This window comes from Moorena sp. SIO3B2 (assembly GCF_010692525.1).
GTDB classification, from domain to species: Bacteria; Cyanobacteriota; Cyanobacteriia; order Cyanobacteriales; family Coleofasciculaceae; genus Moorena; species Moorena producens.
This window is the reverse complement of sequence record NZ_JAAHHE010000008.1, coordinates 22,883-39,297: the sequence shown is the minus strand read 5'-3', so window position 1 is coordinate 39,297 and position 16,415 is coordinate 22,883. Positions and strand designations below refer to the sequence as shown.

The 16,415-nt window shown below is 43.9% G+C and carries 15 protein-coding genes and 2 pseudogenes; 14 read left to right on the top strand and 3 right to left on the bottom strand.

Going from position 1 to position 16,415, the window contains the following annotated elements; all coding sequences use genetic code 11:
* Window positions 1–47 precede the first annotated feature (47 nt).
* Window positions 48–6,086 (top strand): translocation/assembly module TamB domain-containing protein, encoded by a 6,039-nt coding sequence (locus F6K38_RS03550; protein WP_287356090.1) that lies wholly within the window; start codon window positions 48–50, stop codon window positions 6,084–6,086.
* 151 nt (window positions 6,087–6,237) lie between these two features.
* Here the strand turns inward: F6K38_RS03550 and F6K38_RS03545 are convergent, their stop codons facing one another.
* Window positions 6,238–6,450, bottom strand: a complete 213-nt coding sequence (locus tag F6K38_RS03545) for a hypothetical protein (protein WP_287248059.1) — start codon at window positions 6,448–6,450, stop codon at window positions 6,238–6,240.
* Between the two features lie 182 nt (window positions 6,451–6,632).
* On the opposite strand from F6K38_RS03545, the gene F6K38_RS03540 reads away from it, so the two are divergent.
* The 10 genes and pseudogenes from F6K38_RS03540 to F6K38_RS03490 all read left to right on the top strand — a co-directional run bounded on the left by F6K38_RS03540 (window position 6,633) and on the right by F6K38_RS03490 (window position 12,078).
* Window positions 6,633–6,980, top strand: coding sequence for a hypothetical protein (locus tag F6K38_RS03540; protein ID WP_287356088.1), 348 nt, complete (start codon window positions 6,633–6,635; stop codon window positions 6,978–6,980).
* 165 nt (window positions 6,981–7,145) lie between these two features.
* On the top strand, window positions 7,146–7,286 hold the full coding sequence (locus F6K38_RS03535) for a hypothetical protein (RefSeq protein ID WP_287356086.1): 141 nt from the start codon (window positions 7,146–7,148) through the stop codon (window positions 7,284–7,286).
* An 11-nt stretch (window positions 7,287–7,297) separates the two neighbouring features.
* Window positions 7,298–7,708: pseudogene (locus F6K38_RS44025) on the top strand (beta-barrel domain-containing protein); the annotation flags it as partial.
* Between the two features lie 165 nt (window positions 7,709–7,873).
* Window positions 7,874–8,569: pseudogene (locus tag F6K38_RS44020) on the top strand (peptidylprolyl isomerase).
* A 347-nt stretch (window positions 8,570–8,916) separates the two neighbouring features.
* Window positions 8,917–9,714 carry a PD-(D/E)XK nuclease family protein gene (locus F6K38_RS03515; RefSeq protein ID WP_008182085.1) on the top strand — a complete coding sequence of 266 codons (798 nt, stop codon included), beginning with the start codon at window positions 8,917–8,919 and terminating at the stop codon, window positions 9,712–9,714.
* 103 nt (window positions 9,715–9,817) lie between these two features.
* On the top strand, window positions 9,818–10,084 hold the full coding sequence (locus F6K38_RS03510; protein ID WP_008182083.1) for a MerR family transcriptional regulator: 267 nt from the start codon (window positions 9,818–9,820) through the stop codon (window positions 10,082–10,084).
* Between the two features lie 62 nt (window positions 10,085–10,146).
* Window positions 10,147–10,323: a hypothetical protein gene (locus F6K38_RS03505; RefSeq protein WP_008182081.1), complete on the top strand. Its 177-nt coding sequence runs from the start codon at window positions 10,147–10,149 to the stop codon at window positions 10,321–10,323.
* Window positions 10,324–10,411: 88 nt separating this feature from the next.
* The gene (locus tag F6K38_RS03500) at window positions 10,412–11,539 is read left to right on the top strand and encodes an RNA-guided endonuclease InsQ/TnpB family protein (protein WP_008182078.1); all 1,128 of its coding nucleotides are present in this window, start codon (window positions 10,412–10,414) and stop codon (window positions 11,537–11,539) included.
* Between the two features lie 15 nt (window positions 11,540–11,554).
* A complete protein-coding gene (locus F6K38_RS03495) occupies window positions 11,555–11,707 on the top strand; it encodes a hypothetical protein (RefSeq protein ID WP_008182075.1) in 153 nt (50 codons plus the stop codon).
* A 173-nt stretch (window positions 11,708–11,880) separates the two neighbouring features.
* Window positions 11,881–12,078 carry a hypothetical protein gene (locus tag F6K38_RS03490; protein WP_008182073.1) on the top strand — a complete coding sequence of 66 codons (198 nt, stop codon included), beginning with the start codon at window positions 11,881–11,883 and terminating at the stop codon, window positions 12,076–12,078.
* A gap of 460 nt (window positions 12,079–12,538) precedes the next feature.
* On the opposite strand, the gene F6K38_RS03485 is transcribed toward F6K38_RS03490, so the two are convergent.
* Entirely contained in the window at window positions 12,539–12,661 is a 123-nt protein-coding gene (locus F6K38_RS03485; RefSeq protein ID WP_267872010.1) for a hypothetical protein, read from the bottom strand.
* Between the two features lie 19 nt (window positions 12,662–12,680).
* Between F6K38_RS03485 and F6K38_RS03480 the strand changes: the two genes are divergently transcribed.
* The 3 genes from F6K38_RS03480 (at window position 12,681) to F6K38_RS03470 (ending at window position 15,985) form a co-directional block, all read left to right on the top strand.
* On the top strand, window positions 12,681–12,908 hold the full coding sequence (locus tag F6K38_RS03480; RefSeq protein ID WP_131826849.1) for a hypothetical protein: 228 nt from the start codon (window positions 12,681–12,683) through the stop codon (window positions 12,906–12,908).
* Window positions 12,909–12,937: 29 nt separating this feature from the next.
* On the top strand, window positions 12,938–15,094 hold the full coding sequence (locus F6K38_RS03475; RefSeq protein ID WP_008182068.1) for an AAA family ATPase: 2,157 nt from the start codon (window positions 12,938–12,940) through the stop codon (window positions 15,092–15,094).
* Window positions 15,095–15,394: 300 nt separating this feature from the next.
* On the top strand, window positions 15,395–15,985 hold the full coding sequence (locus tag F6K38_RS03470; protein WP_008182065.1) for a hypothetical protein: 591 nt from the start codon (window positions 15,395–15,397) through the stop codon (window positions 15,983–15,985).
* 103 nt (window positions 15,986–16,088) lie between these two features.
* On the opposite strand, the gene F6K38_RS03465 is transcribed toward F6K38_RS03470, so the two are convergent.
* Window positions 16,089–16,415: ClpB D2-like domain containing protein (locus tag F6K38_RS03465; RefSeq protein WP_502709563.1), on the bottom strand; the 327-nt coding region annotated here is incomplete at its 5' end.

Sequence of the window (16,415 nt, the reverse complement as noted above, 5' to 3'; positions counted from 1 at the left end):
CCCCATATTCCCTCGGAACTCCAGTTGTAAGGTGCAAACCAATCAAGATGAGTAACTCTCCCAATCCTGGTAATCTACCAGAGCCTACTCCGGAAAATACTCCAGAACCTACGGTAAGTAGAGGGTTTTGGCAGAGGCTGCTACGTCCGGTCTTCATGCTTATGGTCATGATTCTAGTTTCTGGGATAGGGGGCGGAAGCCTTTTTGCTTGGTATTTCATCCAGAAGCAATTAGCACCAACGGTAGAGAAAAATTTATCTAGCTTTCTTAACCGGAAAGTCAATGTCGGACCAGTGGAGGGCTTTTCCCTAAATGGTGTAAGGTTTGGTTCTTCGCAAATACCAGCTACCCCTACGGATCCCGATCATCTTTTTACCGAGGCAGTGAAGGTAAGCTATAACCCCGTTAAACTGCTGTTTACCAGAACTCTAGAACTGGATGTAACCCTAGTTGAACCTAATATATATGTTGAACAGGACAAAGATTTAAACTGGGTGTCTACAGCATTTACACAAACTGCCCAAGATTCTGCGTTTAAGGTAGACCCAAAGGTGGTGCGGTGGCGGGATGCGGATGTGGTGGTGGTGCCAAGATCTGAAGTGGGAATCAAACAACCACCGATGAGATTTACTGAGGTTAGGGGGAAAAGTAAATTTATCGACGGAGGTGAGCTGATTCGCTTTGATGTAAATAGTCAGCCGTTAAGTGGGGGAAATTTAAAGGTTAAGGGAGATTACCGCCTCTCTCAAGAAGAAACTGACTTGCACCTTGATGTCGATAACGTGAGTGCGGCAGAGGTTAGTAAAGTACTTCTGATTCCCCTGAAGCTTCAAGGGGGTAAACTGGGTGGCAACCTGAGAATACAACGGAATAATGCTGAACAGCCTTGGCAGTATTGGGGTACGATCAACTTTTCCGACACCATCGCCCGCTTAGAACCCTTGCCCCAACTGTTCACTGAAAGCAACGGTAAGCTGAGCTTTCGAGGAAGTCAGATTTGGCTCAATAACATAACTACCAGATTCGGTCAAGTACCTGCCCAAATTGGGGGAATGCTGGATATTGAGTCAGGCTACAAGCTCAGAGTAAAAAGCGAACCGGTTGAGATACAGCAGTATGCACAGACGTTTGGGATCAAAGAGCTACCAGTAAAAACTTTAGGTAAAGCACAGGCTACGTTTCAGGTCACTGGAGCTATCGACAACCCGATTGTGATTGGAGAGGCGTTTACCACCACTCCCGCCACCCTTGACCAGGTGAAATTCAGCTCTATTACTGCTGACTTTAGCGTTATTAATACTGAGCTGGCCATTAGAAACTTGCAGGCAAAACCAACAGTGGGTGGCTTAGTCACAGGCAAGGGGGATATCAAATTTATGGATCAGGGGGGGGCAGTATTTGATCTTAAAGCTGTGAATGTGCCTGCGAATGCGATCGCAAAACAGTATGGATTTAATCTACCCATTCCTCTGGGTCGAGTTTATGGCAGAACCCAGATCTTTTCTCCCCTTGACAAGCCCGAGAATTTTCGTGCCACTGGTTATGCTAATCTGCCCATGGGTGATGGTGTTCTCAGAGCTACTAATGTTCAAGTGGGGGGTGGGCGCTGGCAGGGGTTAGTAGAAGCTAAGAATATTTCCGTGGCACCAATCATCAAAACTTTGCCTGCACCATCTCTACCGCCACAATTCTCTGGACCGTTCAATGGTCAATTTAATTTATCCGGTCGTCTTGATTCTTTCCAACCAGAAACCCTCCGTGCTAGCGGTTACGGCAGCGTAACGGTTGATGCTGGTACCTTGCGTGCTACCAAGGTAAAACTGATCAATGGTGGTTTTTCTACCCTAGTCCAAGCCTCTGATATTCCTCTAGAAGCCTTAGCACCAGTACCTTCTGAATTTAAAGGTCCCATCTCAGGGGAGTTGACTATCTCAGGGAATGTTTTGTCTTTGAGTCCTAGCACGATTACCGCTAATGGGTCTGGTAGTTTAGACCTAGCAGCAGGGACTATTAAAGCCGATGCGATCGCGATCGCTAAAGGCAAGTTCCAAGCTCAAGTAGTCGCATCCAATCTCAAGTTAGGTCGTCTCGCCCCCATACCCCCCCAATTCAACGGTCCAGCTTCCGGGGAGTTTACCATCTCAGGAAATGTGGATTCGGTCAGTCCTAGTACGATTACCGCTAGTGGGTCTGGTAGTTTAGATGTAGCAGGAGGAACCATTAAAGCTGATGCTGTCGATATCGCTAATGGCAACTTCCAAGCTCAAGTAGTAGCATCCAATCTCCAGTTAGGTCGTCTCGGACCAATACCTCCGCAATTCAACGGTCCAGCCTCCGGGGAGTTTACCATCTCAGGGAATGTGGATTCGGTAAGTCCTAGCACCATTACCGCTAGTGGGTCTGGTAGTTTAGATGTAGCAGGAGGAACCATTAAAGCTGATGCAGTAGATATCGCTAAAGGTAACTTCAAAGCTCAAGTCGTAGCATCCAATGTCAAGTTAGGTCGTCTCGGACCAATACCATCCCAATTCGACGGTCCAGCGTCCGGGGAGTTTACCATCTCAGGGAATCTAGATTCGGTAAGTCCTAGCACCATTACTGCTAGTGGGTCTGGTACTTTAGATGTGGAAGGGGGTAGAATTCAGGCTTCTCAAATCGATATTGCCAATGGTAACTTCCAGGCCAAGGTACAAACCTCTAACCTCGACTTGGGTGCTCTTGCTCCGGTCCCGCCCCAATTCAATGGCCCTGTTTCCGGGAATGTCACTGTCTCTGGTAATCTAAATAATTTAACCATTGACGCCATTCAGGGCAAAGGGTCTGGACAACTGAATGTTGCTGGTGGTCAATTACTAGGAACAGCTGAGTTTAGCAATGGTAAATTTCAGGGGGTTTTCCAGCCTACTAATCTCCAGTTGTGGGAGATTAATCCCGATTTACGAGGACGTCTCAATGGCAGTGTCAATATTTCTGCTCCGTTGCTATTGACACCAGATAAAGCTCTATCAGCAATCCAAGCTAAGGGTAAGCTTAATTTTAGTAAAGGCATTTCTGTACTTGAGCGTTCCCTAGCCACATCCTTTGACTGGAATGGTCAAAGGCTAGAGATTAAAGAAGCCACAGCCGAGGGATTCAATGCTAATGGTTTTGTCAATCTAAACCCAGGCAGTCAGGGTTTACAAGCAATTAAGACCTTTGATTTCCAGGTACAAGCAGAGAATTTGAATTTGCAACGATTACCGGCTGACCTGCCTTATGCGTTAAATTTAGGAGGCTTAGTCGGTTTTAACGGTCGGATTGCCGGTACTCCTCAAGCTCCGACAATTAACGGTGACTTAAGACTGCGGTACTTTTTTGCTGGTCCTCTGGAGTTTGAATCCCTACTGACAGGTCGAGTAAGTATAGCACCAAAGTCAGGGGTAAATCTCCAGCTAGCAGGGAATCAAGAAAAACTGGAGGTTGTGCTAGACCCCAATTACCAACCCGTATCCTTTTTGGTGCAGTATCAGGACAAGACCGCTAGTGGGATTCGGTCAGGGGATGAGCTACAAATGACCGTGGAGAATCTTCCGATCAATACCATTAAGAGTCTGGCTTTGAGTAGTGGTATGGTAGACGGTCAAAACCTCGAACCATGGTTAAGCAAACCCTTGGCGGGAGACATCTGTGGGAACATGGCTCTGAACCTCAAGACTTTTGGGTCATCCGGTGAAATTGAGATCGCAAATCCCATCTTTGACAACCTCAGAGGTAAGCTGTTACAAGGCTTTTTCCAATACCAGCAAGGAAAGATTACTCTAACCGATGGCTTGTTTCAAAAAGGTGATAGTCAATACTTATTTGCTCTCAACCTCACCCCAACCCCCAACGGACCAGAATTTAACGGGGAACTCCAGGCTAAGCTCGGAGAAATCCAGGATGTTCTAACTACCCTACAACTATTTGAGATCACTGACCTAGGTCGAGGCTTCCAAACCCCCGTCTACGGCACAGCCGCTGATCTTGCCGTTAGTGGAGTAGGTAATTCACAAAATGGTCTCAAAAAACCCCTGCGGCGGATGTCAGAAATAGTCAAGCTCCTAAACAGACAACGGCAGCAGCGTCAAGAGAGCTTTCTGTTACCAGAGCTTACCGAGCTCAATGGTGCTTTTACTGGCAGTATCAGTCTGGTCGGTTCAGTCAAAGATGGCATCCGTGCTGAATTTAATTTCCAAGGGGAAAACTGGCAATGGGGTTCCTATAAAGCTGAGACAATTATTGCCCAAGGAAATTTTGCAGAAGGGGTACTGAATCTTTTACCTGTGCGGATTCAATCGGGTCAGAGCCTAGCCACCTTGTCCGGTAGTATCAGTGAACTTGGTCCATCGGGTCAGCTCAGGCTCAAGAAAGTCCCGGTTTCCTTGATTCGAGAAGTGTTCAGATTTCCTAGCTCTGTTGGTTATGGAGGATTTGTTGATGCCACAGCGGACTTTTATGGAAGTCTCAGCAATCCCCAAGCCAGGGGAGCAATATCGGTCGTGGATGCCAGTTTAAACCAAACACCCCTCGAATCCATCAAAGGCAGCTTTAGTTACAAGAATGCGCGGTTGAACGTCTTTGCCCAAAGTTTTCTGACCAAAGAGTCTGAACCCCTAACTGTAAATGCCAAAATCCCCTACAAGTTACCCTTTGCCGAAGTAGAGCCAGAAAATCGGCAAGTCAGTGTACAACTCAAGGTTGAAAACGAAGGACTTGCCCGATTAAATATGCTTACCAATCAACAAATCGCTTGGGTTGATGGTAAAGGACAAGTAGATTTAGATATTTCTGGTACCTTTGACCAAGACCAAGATTGGCTACAGCAACTGGAGCAACTTACCGTTGTCGGTAACATTAATGTAGAAGACGCTACTATTGCTGCCCAAGCTTTACCAGAACCCCTGACAGAAGTCAATGGCAAAATCCGGTTTAACTTCAACCGCATGGAAATTGTAGACAGCTTACAAGGGAATTTTGGTGGTGGTAAATTAGTAGCGGTAGGGAATTTGCCCTTGCGAGACCTACCTAGAGCATTAGAGAATCCCCTCACCGTTGACCTGAATCAACTAGCCATCAATCTCAAAGGGATTTACAGTGGTGGTGTTAAAGGTAAGACTATTATTACTGGGACTCTATTTAATCCTAGAATTGGTGGTTACATCGAATTGTTTGATGGTCGAGTACCCATTTCTGAATCTCAAACTGCCCCGAGCGGGAGTAGCGGATCTGCAGGTGAGGAACTAATAGAGTTCAATAACTTACAGTTAACCTTAGGTAAAAACATCCTAGTTCGACAGCTACCAGTATTAGATTTTCTCGCCAGCGGTACCCTTCTAATTAATGGGGACATGAGTGATATTAGACCAGAAGGAACCATTCAGCTGCTGCGCGGTCAGGTGAATCTGTTTACCACCCAGTTTCGCCTTGATAAAAATTACAACAACAACGCCCGATTTGTAGCCACTCTTGGCAGAGACCCAGAGTTAGATGTGCAGATGGTGGCATCAGTAATTGAGTCTAGGAAACAACCCATTACCAGTGAAACCTTTGCTAATGAAATTAGCGATCGCCCAACTAATTTTGGCACTACAGAAACTATTCGGGTTCAAGCAAAAGTAAAAGGGCTAGCAAGTCAGCTCTTTGACCGAGTGGAACTCAATAGTATGCCAAAACGTAGTGAAGGGGAAATTGTTGCCCTATTAGGGGGTGGCTTTGTGGATACCTTGGGTCGAGGCAATAGTACCTTGGGTTTGGCCAACTTAGCTGGGTCAGCACTACTGAGTAATGTCAGCAACCTGATTGGTGATGCCGCAGGATTAGATGAGTTTCGCCTGTTCCCCACTACAGTTACAGATGATAATAGGCGCACTGATAGGTTAGAGCTAGGTGCTGAAGCGGGGATTAATATTACTAATAATTTATCATTTTCGTTGTTAAAAGTGTTGACTACTGATCAGCCAATTCAGTACAACTTGCGCTATCGAGTTAATGAAGAAATTCTGCTGCGCGGTGCTACGGATTTTTCAGACGATACCAAGATAACTGTAGAGTATGAAAATCGATTTTAATTAGAATTTAGAATTTAGAATTTAGAATTTAGAATTTAGAATTTAGAATTGGGAATTTAGAATTTAGAATTTAGAATTGGGAATCGGGAATCGGGAATCGGGAATCGGGGTAAGAGGCGTAGGGTGCGTGATATAGCACTACGCGCTACTGTTAGGACATTCCTAAACTCCGAAACCTAGTCCTAGCTTGCTTTTGACTTCTGACTTCTGACTTCTGACTTCTGACTTCTGACTTCTGACTTCTGACTTCTGACTTCTGACTTCTGACTTCTGCTATAAAGGTCGCGCCTTGTTGAGACAGCCCGCCCCGGATGCTGTTGGTGAAATATTTCTTAACAAACCAAGAAGCCCCCTCAGCCCTCACCCCCAGCCCCTCTCCCAACCTTGGGAGAGGGGAGCAGATTACGGCAGAATAAGGGTTTCACGAATTCGCCAGCAGCATCCGCCCCGTAACGCACCACCGGGTCAAACAGCTTTAACAAAACTCGCGGAATTCCCCACCTTCTTTCAAGGTGTTGAAGTTACCGTAAGGATAGGGTCGCCTTTATGGTTAGTCGATTATGGGTAAAAGGGTTAAAACTTTGCCGATTTTGGCGACCCTATCTATCGGTTTCGTCTCTGGGATGGATAGCGAGACGAGGACCGATTACTGACCCATCTCCCCATATTCCCCGACTGGTCGGGGTCAACGGACCGGTCCGAAATACAGATTACCCATTACCTATTACCTATTACCCATTACCTATTACCTATTACCTATTACCTATTACCTATTACCTATTACCTATTACCTATTACCTATTACCTATTACCTATTACCTATTACCTATTACCTATTACCTATTACCTATTACCTATTACCTATACCCTAAATTCAGAAATTGCTCAGAGTAAGCGTCAGATTGACTCGTTGCAGCTTCAGTTAAAGCAACGAGTCTTAGACGCACCGGTAAGTGGAATGGTATAGCGCTACGCGCAAGTCAGAAGTTAGAAGTCAGAAGTCAGAAGTAAGCTTAGACTTACGTTTCAGAGTTTAGGAGCGATGCAGAGGTGCGACCCGTGGCGAATTTAATAATTAGATGCGGAAAACGCACCATTACGGTCTTGGGGAGGCAGCGCGGTCTTGGGGGTTTCCCCCACTCGCTATTGCCGTGGTTTCCCCCACTCGCTATTGCATCAAGACAATGTCAAACACCTTAATGGGTAGTGCTATATTTCAGTTACCGATTCAAAGACCTGGTGCTGTAGTGCAGCAGGGTACTATGGTAGCAGAAATTGCCCCAGAGGATTCATCATTAATTATTCGAGCCCAGATGGCAACAACTGAAAGTGGTTATTTAAAGAAAGGAATGCCAGTCAAACTGAAGTTTGATGCCTATCCGTTTCAATAGTATGGAGTGATAGCAGGAGAGTTAGTGGAAATTTCTCCAACTACCTCTGAGGTAGCAGCCTATAACATAGAAATTGCGTTAAATCAGGATTGTCTTCCCACAGGTAAGGAGTGTATTGGGTTGCGTCCTGGAGATACAGCAACCGCTGAGGTGATTGTACGTCAGCGTCGGATTATTGATTTTATTCTCGATCCCTTTAAGAAGTTGCAGCAAGGAGGTTTGAAATTATAGGTGATTTCCGGGATGTCATATCAGTCAATTCAGGGCATTATCAATTAGTGCGATCGCTTTTTATAGCACGGCGTGTAATAGTGTTGAAAAATTCAATTTGCAAAGCGATGCAGCACTATAACTTTCACAGTTTAAATTACTAGGATAAACACGATGTAACCAGCTATCACGATTACCAAAGACGATATTCTTGAAGAAATCAAGCTATCTGGTAAGATTCCTGAGATTATCGAAGCAATTACTACCCGCAAGTTAATCGCAGCTGCTGCCGCTGAGGCGTGTATCAAAGTAGAGACAGAAGAACTTCAAGACGCAGCAGATAAATTCAGGATAGTTAGCCAACTCGGGAGTGCTGAGAAAACTTGGGCATGGCTGGAAAAACATGGTATGACCTTATAATAGTTTGAAGCTATGGTATATAATGGCGCTATTTATGGAAAGTTAGCTAAGCATTTATTTGCCGATAAAGTTGAACCCTATTTCTTTGAAAATCAGCTAGATTATGCGGGTGTGGTGATGTATGAGGTAATCATAGATGATCAAGATTTAGCCATGGAACTCTTTTATGGTATTCAGAAAGGGGAGATGAGTTTCTATGATGTTGCTCATCAGTATATCCAGGATAAAGAATTACGTCGCTATGGGGGATATCAAGGAGTAGTAACTCGTGAGCAGATCAAGCCGGAGATTTCTGCTGCTGTCTTTGCAGCTAAGCCACCGGAGGTTCTCAAACCCATTGTGACCTCTAAGGGAGTACACTTGATTTTGGTGGAGGAGATTATTGAACCCCAATTGGATGATAAGCTGCGCTCTCAAATCCTATTAAATTTATTTTCTGAATGGACTAAGCAACAGGTTTAGCAATTTGAAGTTACCAAAAACCTTGACTTAGGTTACCAAGCTGCCTAGGTCTTGAGTGGAAACTTATACATGCAGAATTTAGAATTTAGAATTTAGAATTTAGAATTCTAATCTTGGTCTTTAAGCTTTTGAAATTAAATGCCCTCTGATGCTGATCAGGGGGCATTTTTGATGATTTATATTTCTAAGTTAAGTTCTCTGACGCGCCTTTCATCCCACCTCAAACGGAGGATGGGGGATTTCGACTGTTATAAGAAAATGCGATCGCATTCGATATCTTCCGCTACACTAGCTAATAGATCACAAACAAACCCAATGTCTCCAAGATTTGATTAGATCATTGACCAGTGTCTCCTCCCGCCCCTCTAACTCGTCTATCCCAAGGACAGCTGAACGTATTACAAACCTGTCCCCGTAAGTTCCAACACATTTACTTTGACCAGCTGGGAACACCCGTGTCTCCCGAACAACAAGAGCGTCTTACTTGGGGAAGCCGCTTTCACCTATTAATGCAACAGCGGGAACTTGGGTTACCAGTTACATCCTTAGTAGAAGAGGATACCCAACTCGACTACTGGCTGAGTGGTTTAGTCAATGCCGCACCAGAACTTTCCAACCCAGAGCCTGAAAGCTTCCGGGAAGCGGAACATTGCCGAACCCTGTATTTCCAAGGTTATCTACTTACAGTTATCTATGACTTATTGATTGCAGGGGAAGACTCGGCTCAAATTCTTGATTGGAAGACCTATCCTCAACCTAAAAATCGCGATTGGTTAGCCCAAGACTGGCAAACACGCCTGTATCTCTACGTCCTAGCAGAAACTAGCGATTATTGGCCAGAACAAATTTCCATGAGTTACTGGTTTGTCAAATCCCAACCCTGTGCCCAGAGTCTTAAATTTACCTACAATAGCGCACAACACCAGAAAACTAGGGAGGATTTGACTCAGTTGTTGACCCAGTTGGCTGGGTGGCTACAAGGGTACCAAGATCAAGGTTTAGCTTTTCCTCAAGTAGCAGCATCCCTTGGTCGATGTGGTGATTGTACCTTTGCCGTGCGTTGTCAGCGTTACGGGAATAGGCTGAGCAACGATAGTACAGAATTACTACCCGATTTAGCTGATATCCAAGAAGTTTCCCTTTGAGCTACCACCCCTGACTGGGTTTGCTCCTAGCACCAGTAAGAGTTGACGCTTAGTCGTTAAATATTAGACAAGACTAAACAAACCGACCCAGACCTGTCTAGTTATGCATTACAGACCTCACGAATTCGCCAAAATCGCTGGTGTGACTGTCCGAACCTTACAACGGTGGGATATATCGGGAAAGTTAATAGCCGATCGGACTTTAGGGAACCATAGAGTTTACACCCAAAAACACATTAATCAACTCAAAGGCTTACTCAATGACGATATTAAAAGGTCTGTGGTTGTGTATTGTCGGGTGTCATCCCCGGCTCAAAGACCCGACCTGGAAAACCAAGTGAAAGCTATGGATACCTTATCCTCCAATTAGCTGAGTACTCCGACTGTGAGATCGTCATCACCAATAATGAATCTCTGAGTCTTCAACAGGAGATGGTCGAAGATCTGATGGCGATTATTCACTGTTTCTCTTGTCGGCTCTATGGTTTGAGGCGTTACATTCAACCCATTCAAGAAAATATTGACAAAAACCTTGACAATCCGGAAAATTGCGCTAAATTAGCATCGGAAGTACAAATAATGGTCGAAATTCCCTTGAAGTTACCGTAAGAATAAAGGAGCCTTTATAGTTGGTCGGTCATGGGTAAAAGGGTTAAAACTTATTAATTAAGGCTCCTTTATTCTAAGGTTTCGTCTCATGTATGCTATCAAACGAGAACTCAAAGTTAATCACAAGCAAGCCAATTGGCTAGCTCAGTGCGCAGGATTCTCCCGATTCGTCTACAACTACGGACTAGGGATGATGAAAGCATCATGGGAGTTTGATCATGTCAAAGCTTCCGATTCTAAACGGTTGAATGCCATTAAGAAGGTGTTCACTAATGTCACCAAGAAAAGTACTGAGTTGGCTTGGTGTAACAAGTATCCAAGTCGTATTTACCAAAATGCATTCCGGAACTTAGCTAAAGCTTTGAGTCGTTGGCGCGACCCTAAGCTTAAAGCTCAGATGCCAAAATTTAAGACAAAGCGTCATCAATGCAGTTTCACCGTTGATGACTGCAACGGTAAGCGACTGTTGTTTGCCGGGAAACAAATCAATATCCCTACCTTGGGATGGTTCAGATTAAAGGAGGGGATCCCTTACAACTGTATTTCCCAAACATTCACGATTTCCAGAGAAGTCGGGAAGTGGTTTATATCGTTCAAAATCGATGCTTGTCCCGTTCCTGCGATCAAACACACCCAGCAGAAAGTCGGAATAGACCTCGGAGTCAAGTGCTTTGCCACATTGTCTGACCGCACCCAGATTGAAACGCCCGAATCGATAAAGAAAGCGAAAACCAAGCTATCGAAGCTACAGTGGCGCAATCGCAAAAAGGTGTTAGGCAACGGTCAGACAAAGACAAAACCAAGTCAGAACGCACTGACTTACTATGGAAGACTGAGAAAGCAACACAAGCACCTTGCAAACATTAGAGAGGACTTTTTGCAAAAGGAAACCACTCGATTAGCTCAGACTTATCAAGAAATTTTGATTGAAGACTTGAACGTGTTGGGAATGTTGGCTAATCATAAACTAGCGGAGGCCATCTCCTTGTTGGGATTCTACCGATTCAGAGAGTTGCTGACTTACAAGCAAGAATTCCATGGATTCAAGCTGACCCTAGTAGATAGGTGGTTTCCATCATCAAAGACTTGCCACAAATGCGGACATAAACAGAATATGCCATTGAAGGAAAGGGTGTATATTTGTGGAGGTTGTGGAAATCTTGAAGACCGGGATCTCAACGCGGCAATCAACATAGAGCGTTGGGAAGCTCGGTAGGGGCTCTCACTGTCGATGGCAATCGATCAAACGCCTGTGGAGTGGAAGAAGCCGACTTCCCACGTAGAAGAAAACGAAGCAGGAATTGAACTTCAGACCGAATGTCTAGGTTTGTGTAAGATTCATGATGCAGTTAAGCAGAGATCCCCGGGGGAACCTCTGCTGTAGCTAGTGCGCTAACCAGCCCATAGGCTACAAAGTCTGGTCGAACAAAATTTTACCAGACTCAGTGCCGCTGGCTTCTTTGGGTTTCATAGGGTTATAATAACACAAAATCTCTAAATAACACAAAAAACTTAAAATACCTATTGAATAGTTTAACCCTTAGTAGGATAATTGGGATGTCAAAGTTGTCAAAAGATGTGTCAGAAGAAAAACAAGTTAGCTACAAACTATTTTTGCCTGAATCCTTACGGGCAAAATTCAAATCTATGTGCGCTCTCAAAGGAGTCACCATGAATCATATCTTATTGGAGTTGATCGAAGAATGGATAGAGGAAAATAAAGCTGCTTCATCCCCTAAGCAGAAGAAGAGTTAATCGGCTGATATAGGTTGAACAGTGCTGAATGCGGAATGGTAAGTGCTAAATGCTGAGTTATCAGTAACCAGCTCATAGTCTAGTAAGCATTCAGCTATCAGCTCTCAGCTATCAGCTAATGCGCTACAGATGGTGCTACTTAATGTGCTATAGCGCTACGCGCAAGGCAATAGGCATGCTAGCAATAGCTGATTATAATAGCTTTTGCTGCTTTTATAAATGTCAAACACCTTAATGCGTAGTGCTATAGCAGTCGCCAGGGTAATTAGGACATGACAAAAGTCTCAAACTACAGTTTGGCTTGAGTTTAACTTCTGACTTCTGACTTCTGACAAATGACTTCTGCTATATATCAGCTATCAGCTCTCAGCTTTTGAATAAGCGATCCAGTGGCCTCACGGGGGTTTCCCCCACTCGCGCTTGGGATCAAGACAACAAGTAAGCATTGGTTTAATCTCTGTTACGTCGGCTGACGGCTGACGGCTGACGGCTGACGGCTGACGGCTGACGGCTGACGGCTGACGGCTGAGGGCTGAGGGTCACACCCTAAGCATTCAGCTCTCAGCCTATGGGCATAGGGCATATGGTTACATGACTAATTAATGCGATCGCTAATGAAAGACAATGATAAATTATTTGAGCAACTGAAAGATCAAGCCATTGATTCAGACCATGAGCAAGGTTTGATAGCCCTTGGTGAGGAATTGCTCAAAGAGTTTGATAGCGGTTCATCACAAGGGGTCACTGATATGGCTCGTTATCGGTTGGAAAAACATCGAAGTGCTTACAAAAAAGCCTACAAAAAACTGATGGCTACCATTGGTCTATGAGCAAGAGAGTCTGATGAGGAACAGTGTCTATGGAAAACTATCGACTGGTATCAGTCAAGATCAAGGGGTTTAGAGGCTTTCCTGAACAAGCGGGAGAACGGGAATTTCGCTTTGATCAAGCCTGCACATTAATTGTAGGAGCTCAGGGGGGAGGTAAAAGTAGTACCCTGAATGCGATTGAGTGGTGTCTATTTGGCAAAGATGTCGCTAATAAAAGTGCTACTAAAATTGAAGAGCGCAAGAATTGGTTAGTTAAAAACCAATCGTCAAGGGAGACTAGTGTAGAAGTTATCTTTGAAGGGAATGAGGAAATACTAAAGGTATATCGGAGTGACCGCAAACGTCGTGGTAATCCCAAGTTTTACTATCAGATTAATAATGGCTCGTATCAGGAAGATGAAACTGACTTGCGGGTGCTACTGGGTCTAGAATTGTCTGACTACATGAGTTGTGTCTACCTACATCAAGAAACTATCAGTGCGCTACTGATTCAGGAACCAAAAGAGCGCAAAAATGCTCTGGATCGCCTCATGGGTTTGACGGATTGGCGCAATCTCTTGGATGGAATTAAGCGAGCTAAAGCCCAGGAAGAGTTTAAGAAAATTGATCAAGAGTTTGGTCAGATTATCAGCAAAATTGAAACGGCAAAAGCGATTAAGGAAAATGACTTAGGTCTAGCAGAAGAAGAAGCCATTTTTCATGATATTCCGCTCAGCCAATTATCCCTAAATGGAGCAAAAGCTATTTGCCAAGGGGTTGAAAATGCAGTTGAGAATTTTGCCAAAGACTATGGATTGCTGGTGCCCTCTTTACCAAAATACCAAACTACTGATGATTTGGAAGGATTTGTAGATGGTGGTAAGGAGGCGATTAAGCAATTACGTAATGCTCAGCCCGACTGGGAACGGCAGAAAGAATTGCTGAATCAGCAAAGTGAATTAAATCGTTTGAAAGCTAATGTTGAGACCAAGGTTATGGAACTCAACCAAAAAGAAAACGAGATTCACCAACTGGAAGCTCAATACGGCATGCTACCAGAAATTTTGGCAAAAAAAAATCAAATTGAACAAGAAGAGTTACCGGCTAAGCAAGGGAGTCTAAATACTATCAACAATCGTGCCGGTATCATTATCCAAACCCTAAAATTTCTGAAGTCAGTACAAGAAGATCAAGCCCAAGATTGTCCCGTTTGCTCTACACCAATTAATCCAGTTCAGTTGCGTCAGGAATTAGAATCCTGGCAGCAAGACATGAAGTTACAGCTAAAACCGATTCAGAAGGAGATTCGGGAATTAGAAACAGCAGTAGAGGAGTTACAGAGACTGATTAAAACCTTGGAGCGGTTGCAACGGGAACGATTAGATAAGGATAAGGGATTACAACAAGCAAAAAATGCGATCGCAGTAGCTTTAGAAACAGAAATTAATGACTCTGTTAACGCTCTTGCTCTGCTCAATCAAGCCATTACTGAAGTAGATCAAGAATTAGCCAGGATTCGCACCGCAGTTGAGCAAAGTAATCAGCGTATCGATAGCATTGATCAAGACTTGGAAAACATTAAACGGATTATTACTGTCTTGCGTTATCGCCAAGAGGTAGATAATTTGTTTTCCATTCAAGATTGCCCTGACTATAAAGAAGTTGAAGCAGCAAAAGCTGACTTGGAAGCCTTCTGTGACCGATTGTTGACTATTGGTGAAGCTGTACAGGAAGTGCTAGGAAACTCAGCTAAAGAAAAAATCGATGCTACCAGAGCAGCAATTTCTAGTATCTATCGTCAGCTCGCCCATCGCAGTGACTTTCCAGATATTGAGATTGACCCAGAAAAATATGAAGTGATGGCGGTGGGATATGGAGAGTCAGAAGTTGCCTTACGACTGTTGAACAAGGGTGATATTAATTGTGCTGCTTTGAGTATATTTCTAGCCCTAGCAACTTCAGAGCAATTGACTCATAATATCGGTTTCATGGTGCTAGATGACCCGTCGCAAAATCTCGACCCAGTCCATAAAGAACGATTGGCTCAGGTGTTGGATCAGGTATTGGATAAAAAGCAATTGATTATTGCGACTTCAGAAGATGATTTCGTCGAGCAGCTGAGTTTCAAGCTAACTAAGCCCAACAAACTATACCGATTGGGACAGTGGACACCAACTCGTGGACCAACTATCGAGGGTAATGGGTAATAGAATGTAGAATTGAGAATGTAGAATTGAGAATTGAGAATTGAGAATGTAGAATTGAGAATTGAGAATTGAGAATTGAGAATTGAAAATTGAGAATTGAGAATTGAGAATTGAGAATTGAGAATTGAGAATTGAGAATTCACCATTCTGCCTTCTTCATTCTTCATTCTACATTCTTAATTCTGCCTTCTTAATTCACCATTCTACATTTTTAATTCTGCCTTCTTAATTCACCATTCTACATTTTTAATTCTGCCTTCTTAATTCACCATTCTACATTCTTAATTATTCATTCTGCATATGGATGCATCAACATTCAACCATTTAACCACCATTCAACAACACCTAAATAGTCGCTCTAGAAAAGATAATGGGTTTGGCAAAACTTGCCAGATTTTCCTAGCGATTACCTTCTGTCGCTTGGGTTTTCAGGTAGAAAACTATTCCTCTCAAGGTGTAGATATCGATAGTTGGAATCACCCCTACTTTCCTAATCTTTCCATTGAAGTAAAGACCACCACCAAGCATACGGTGACACTAGGACAGAAGGATGTGGATGGCTTGAATAAAAAAGCGAGAGAAGGATATGAACCTATCTTTGCGGTTTTGAGATTAGAGTTATTGTCAAATTGGATTATCGCTAAAGCCAAGGGAATTAAGGCAGGTAATCATCCTGTAGGGAGACTACAAACCTCAGTAAGGGCAATTCCAGAACTGCAAGATCAGGTGAATCAGGAATTCCCTAGGGTTGTCAATGACTATGGCGCTATAGTATCAAGTATTCCAGCTGAGGAAGTTCTCACTGATTTGGATAAGTATTTGGATAGGGAGAGACAAAAAGTATTGCCAAAAGGAAGTGTTATGGCGCTGCATGCAGAGCATAGGTTTTAGGGTTAGGGTATATTTTTGGCTCTAAGCATTCAGCTGATCGCTGATCCCTAATGGCTGAATGCTTAGGGGTATAGCACACAATACCCTTCAACCTTTCTACCCTTCAATTGGACTCACTGAGCAACAACTGAGCAGGCAATCGCTGAAAGGAAAGCCGTTCATTGTTGACATCCACAAAGATAGTGTCCCCATCATTAAATTCACTCCTGAGAATTCCTTTAGCAAGAGGAGTTTCCAACTCCCGCTGAATAGCTCGCTTTAGGGGTCGTGCTCCAAAAACTGGATCGTACCCTAAATCTGCCAAAAAGTCAAGAGCTGCATCGGAGAGTTTTAGGGACATCTTGCGCTCTGCTAACCGTTGCTCTAAGCGCAGGGTTTGCAGCTGGACAATATTGCGCAACTGATGTTTTTGCAAGGTATGGAAAATAAT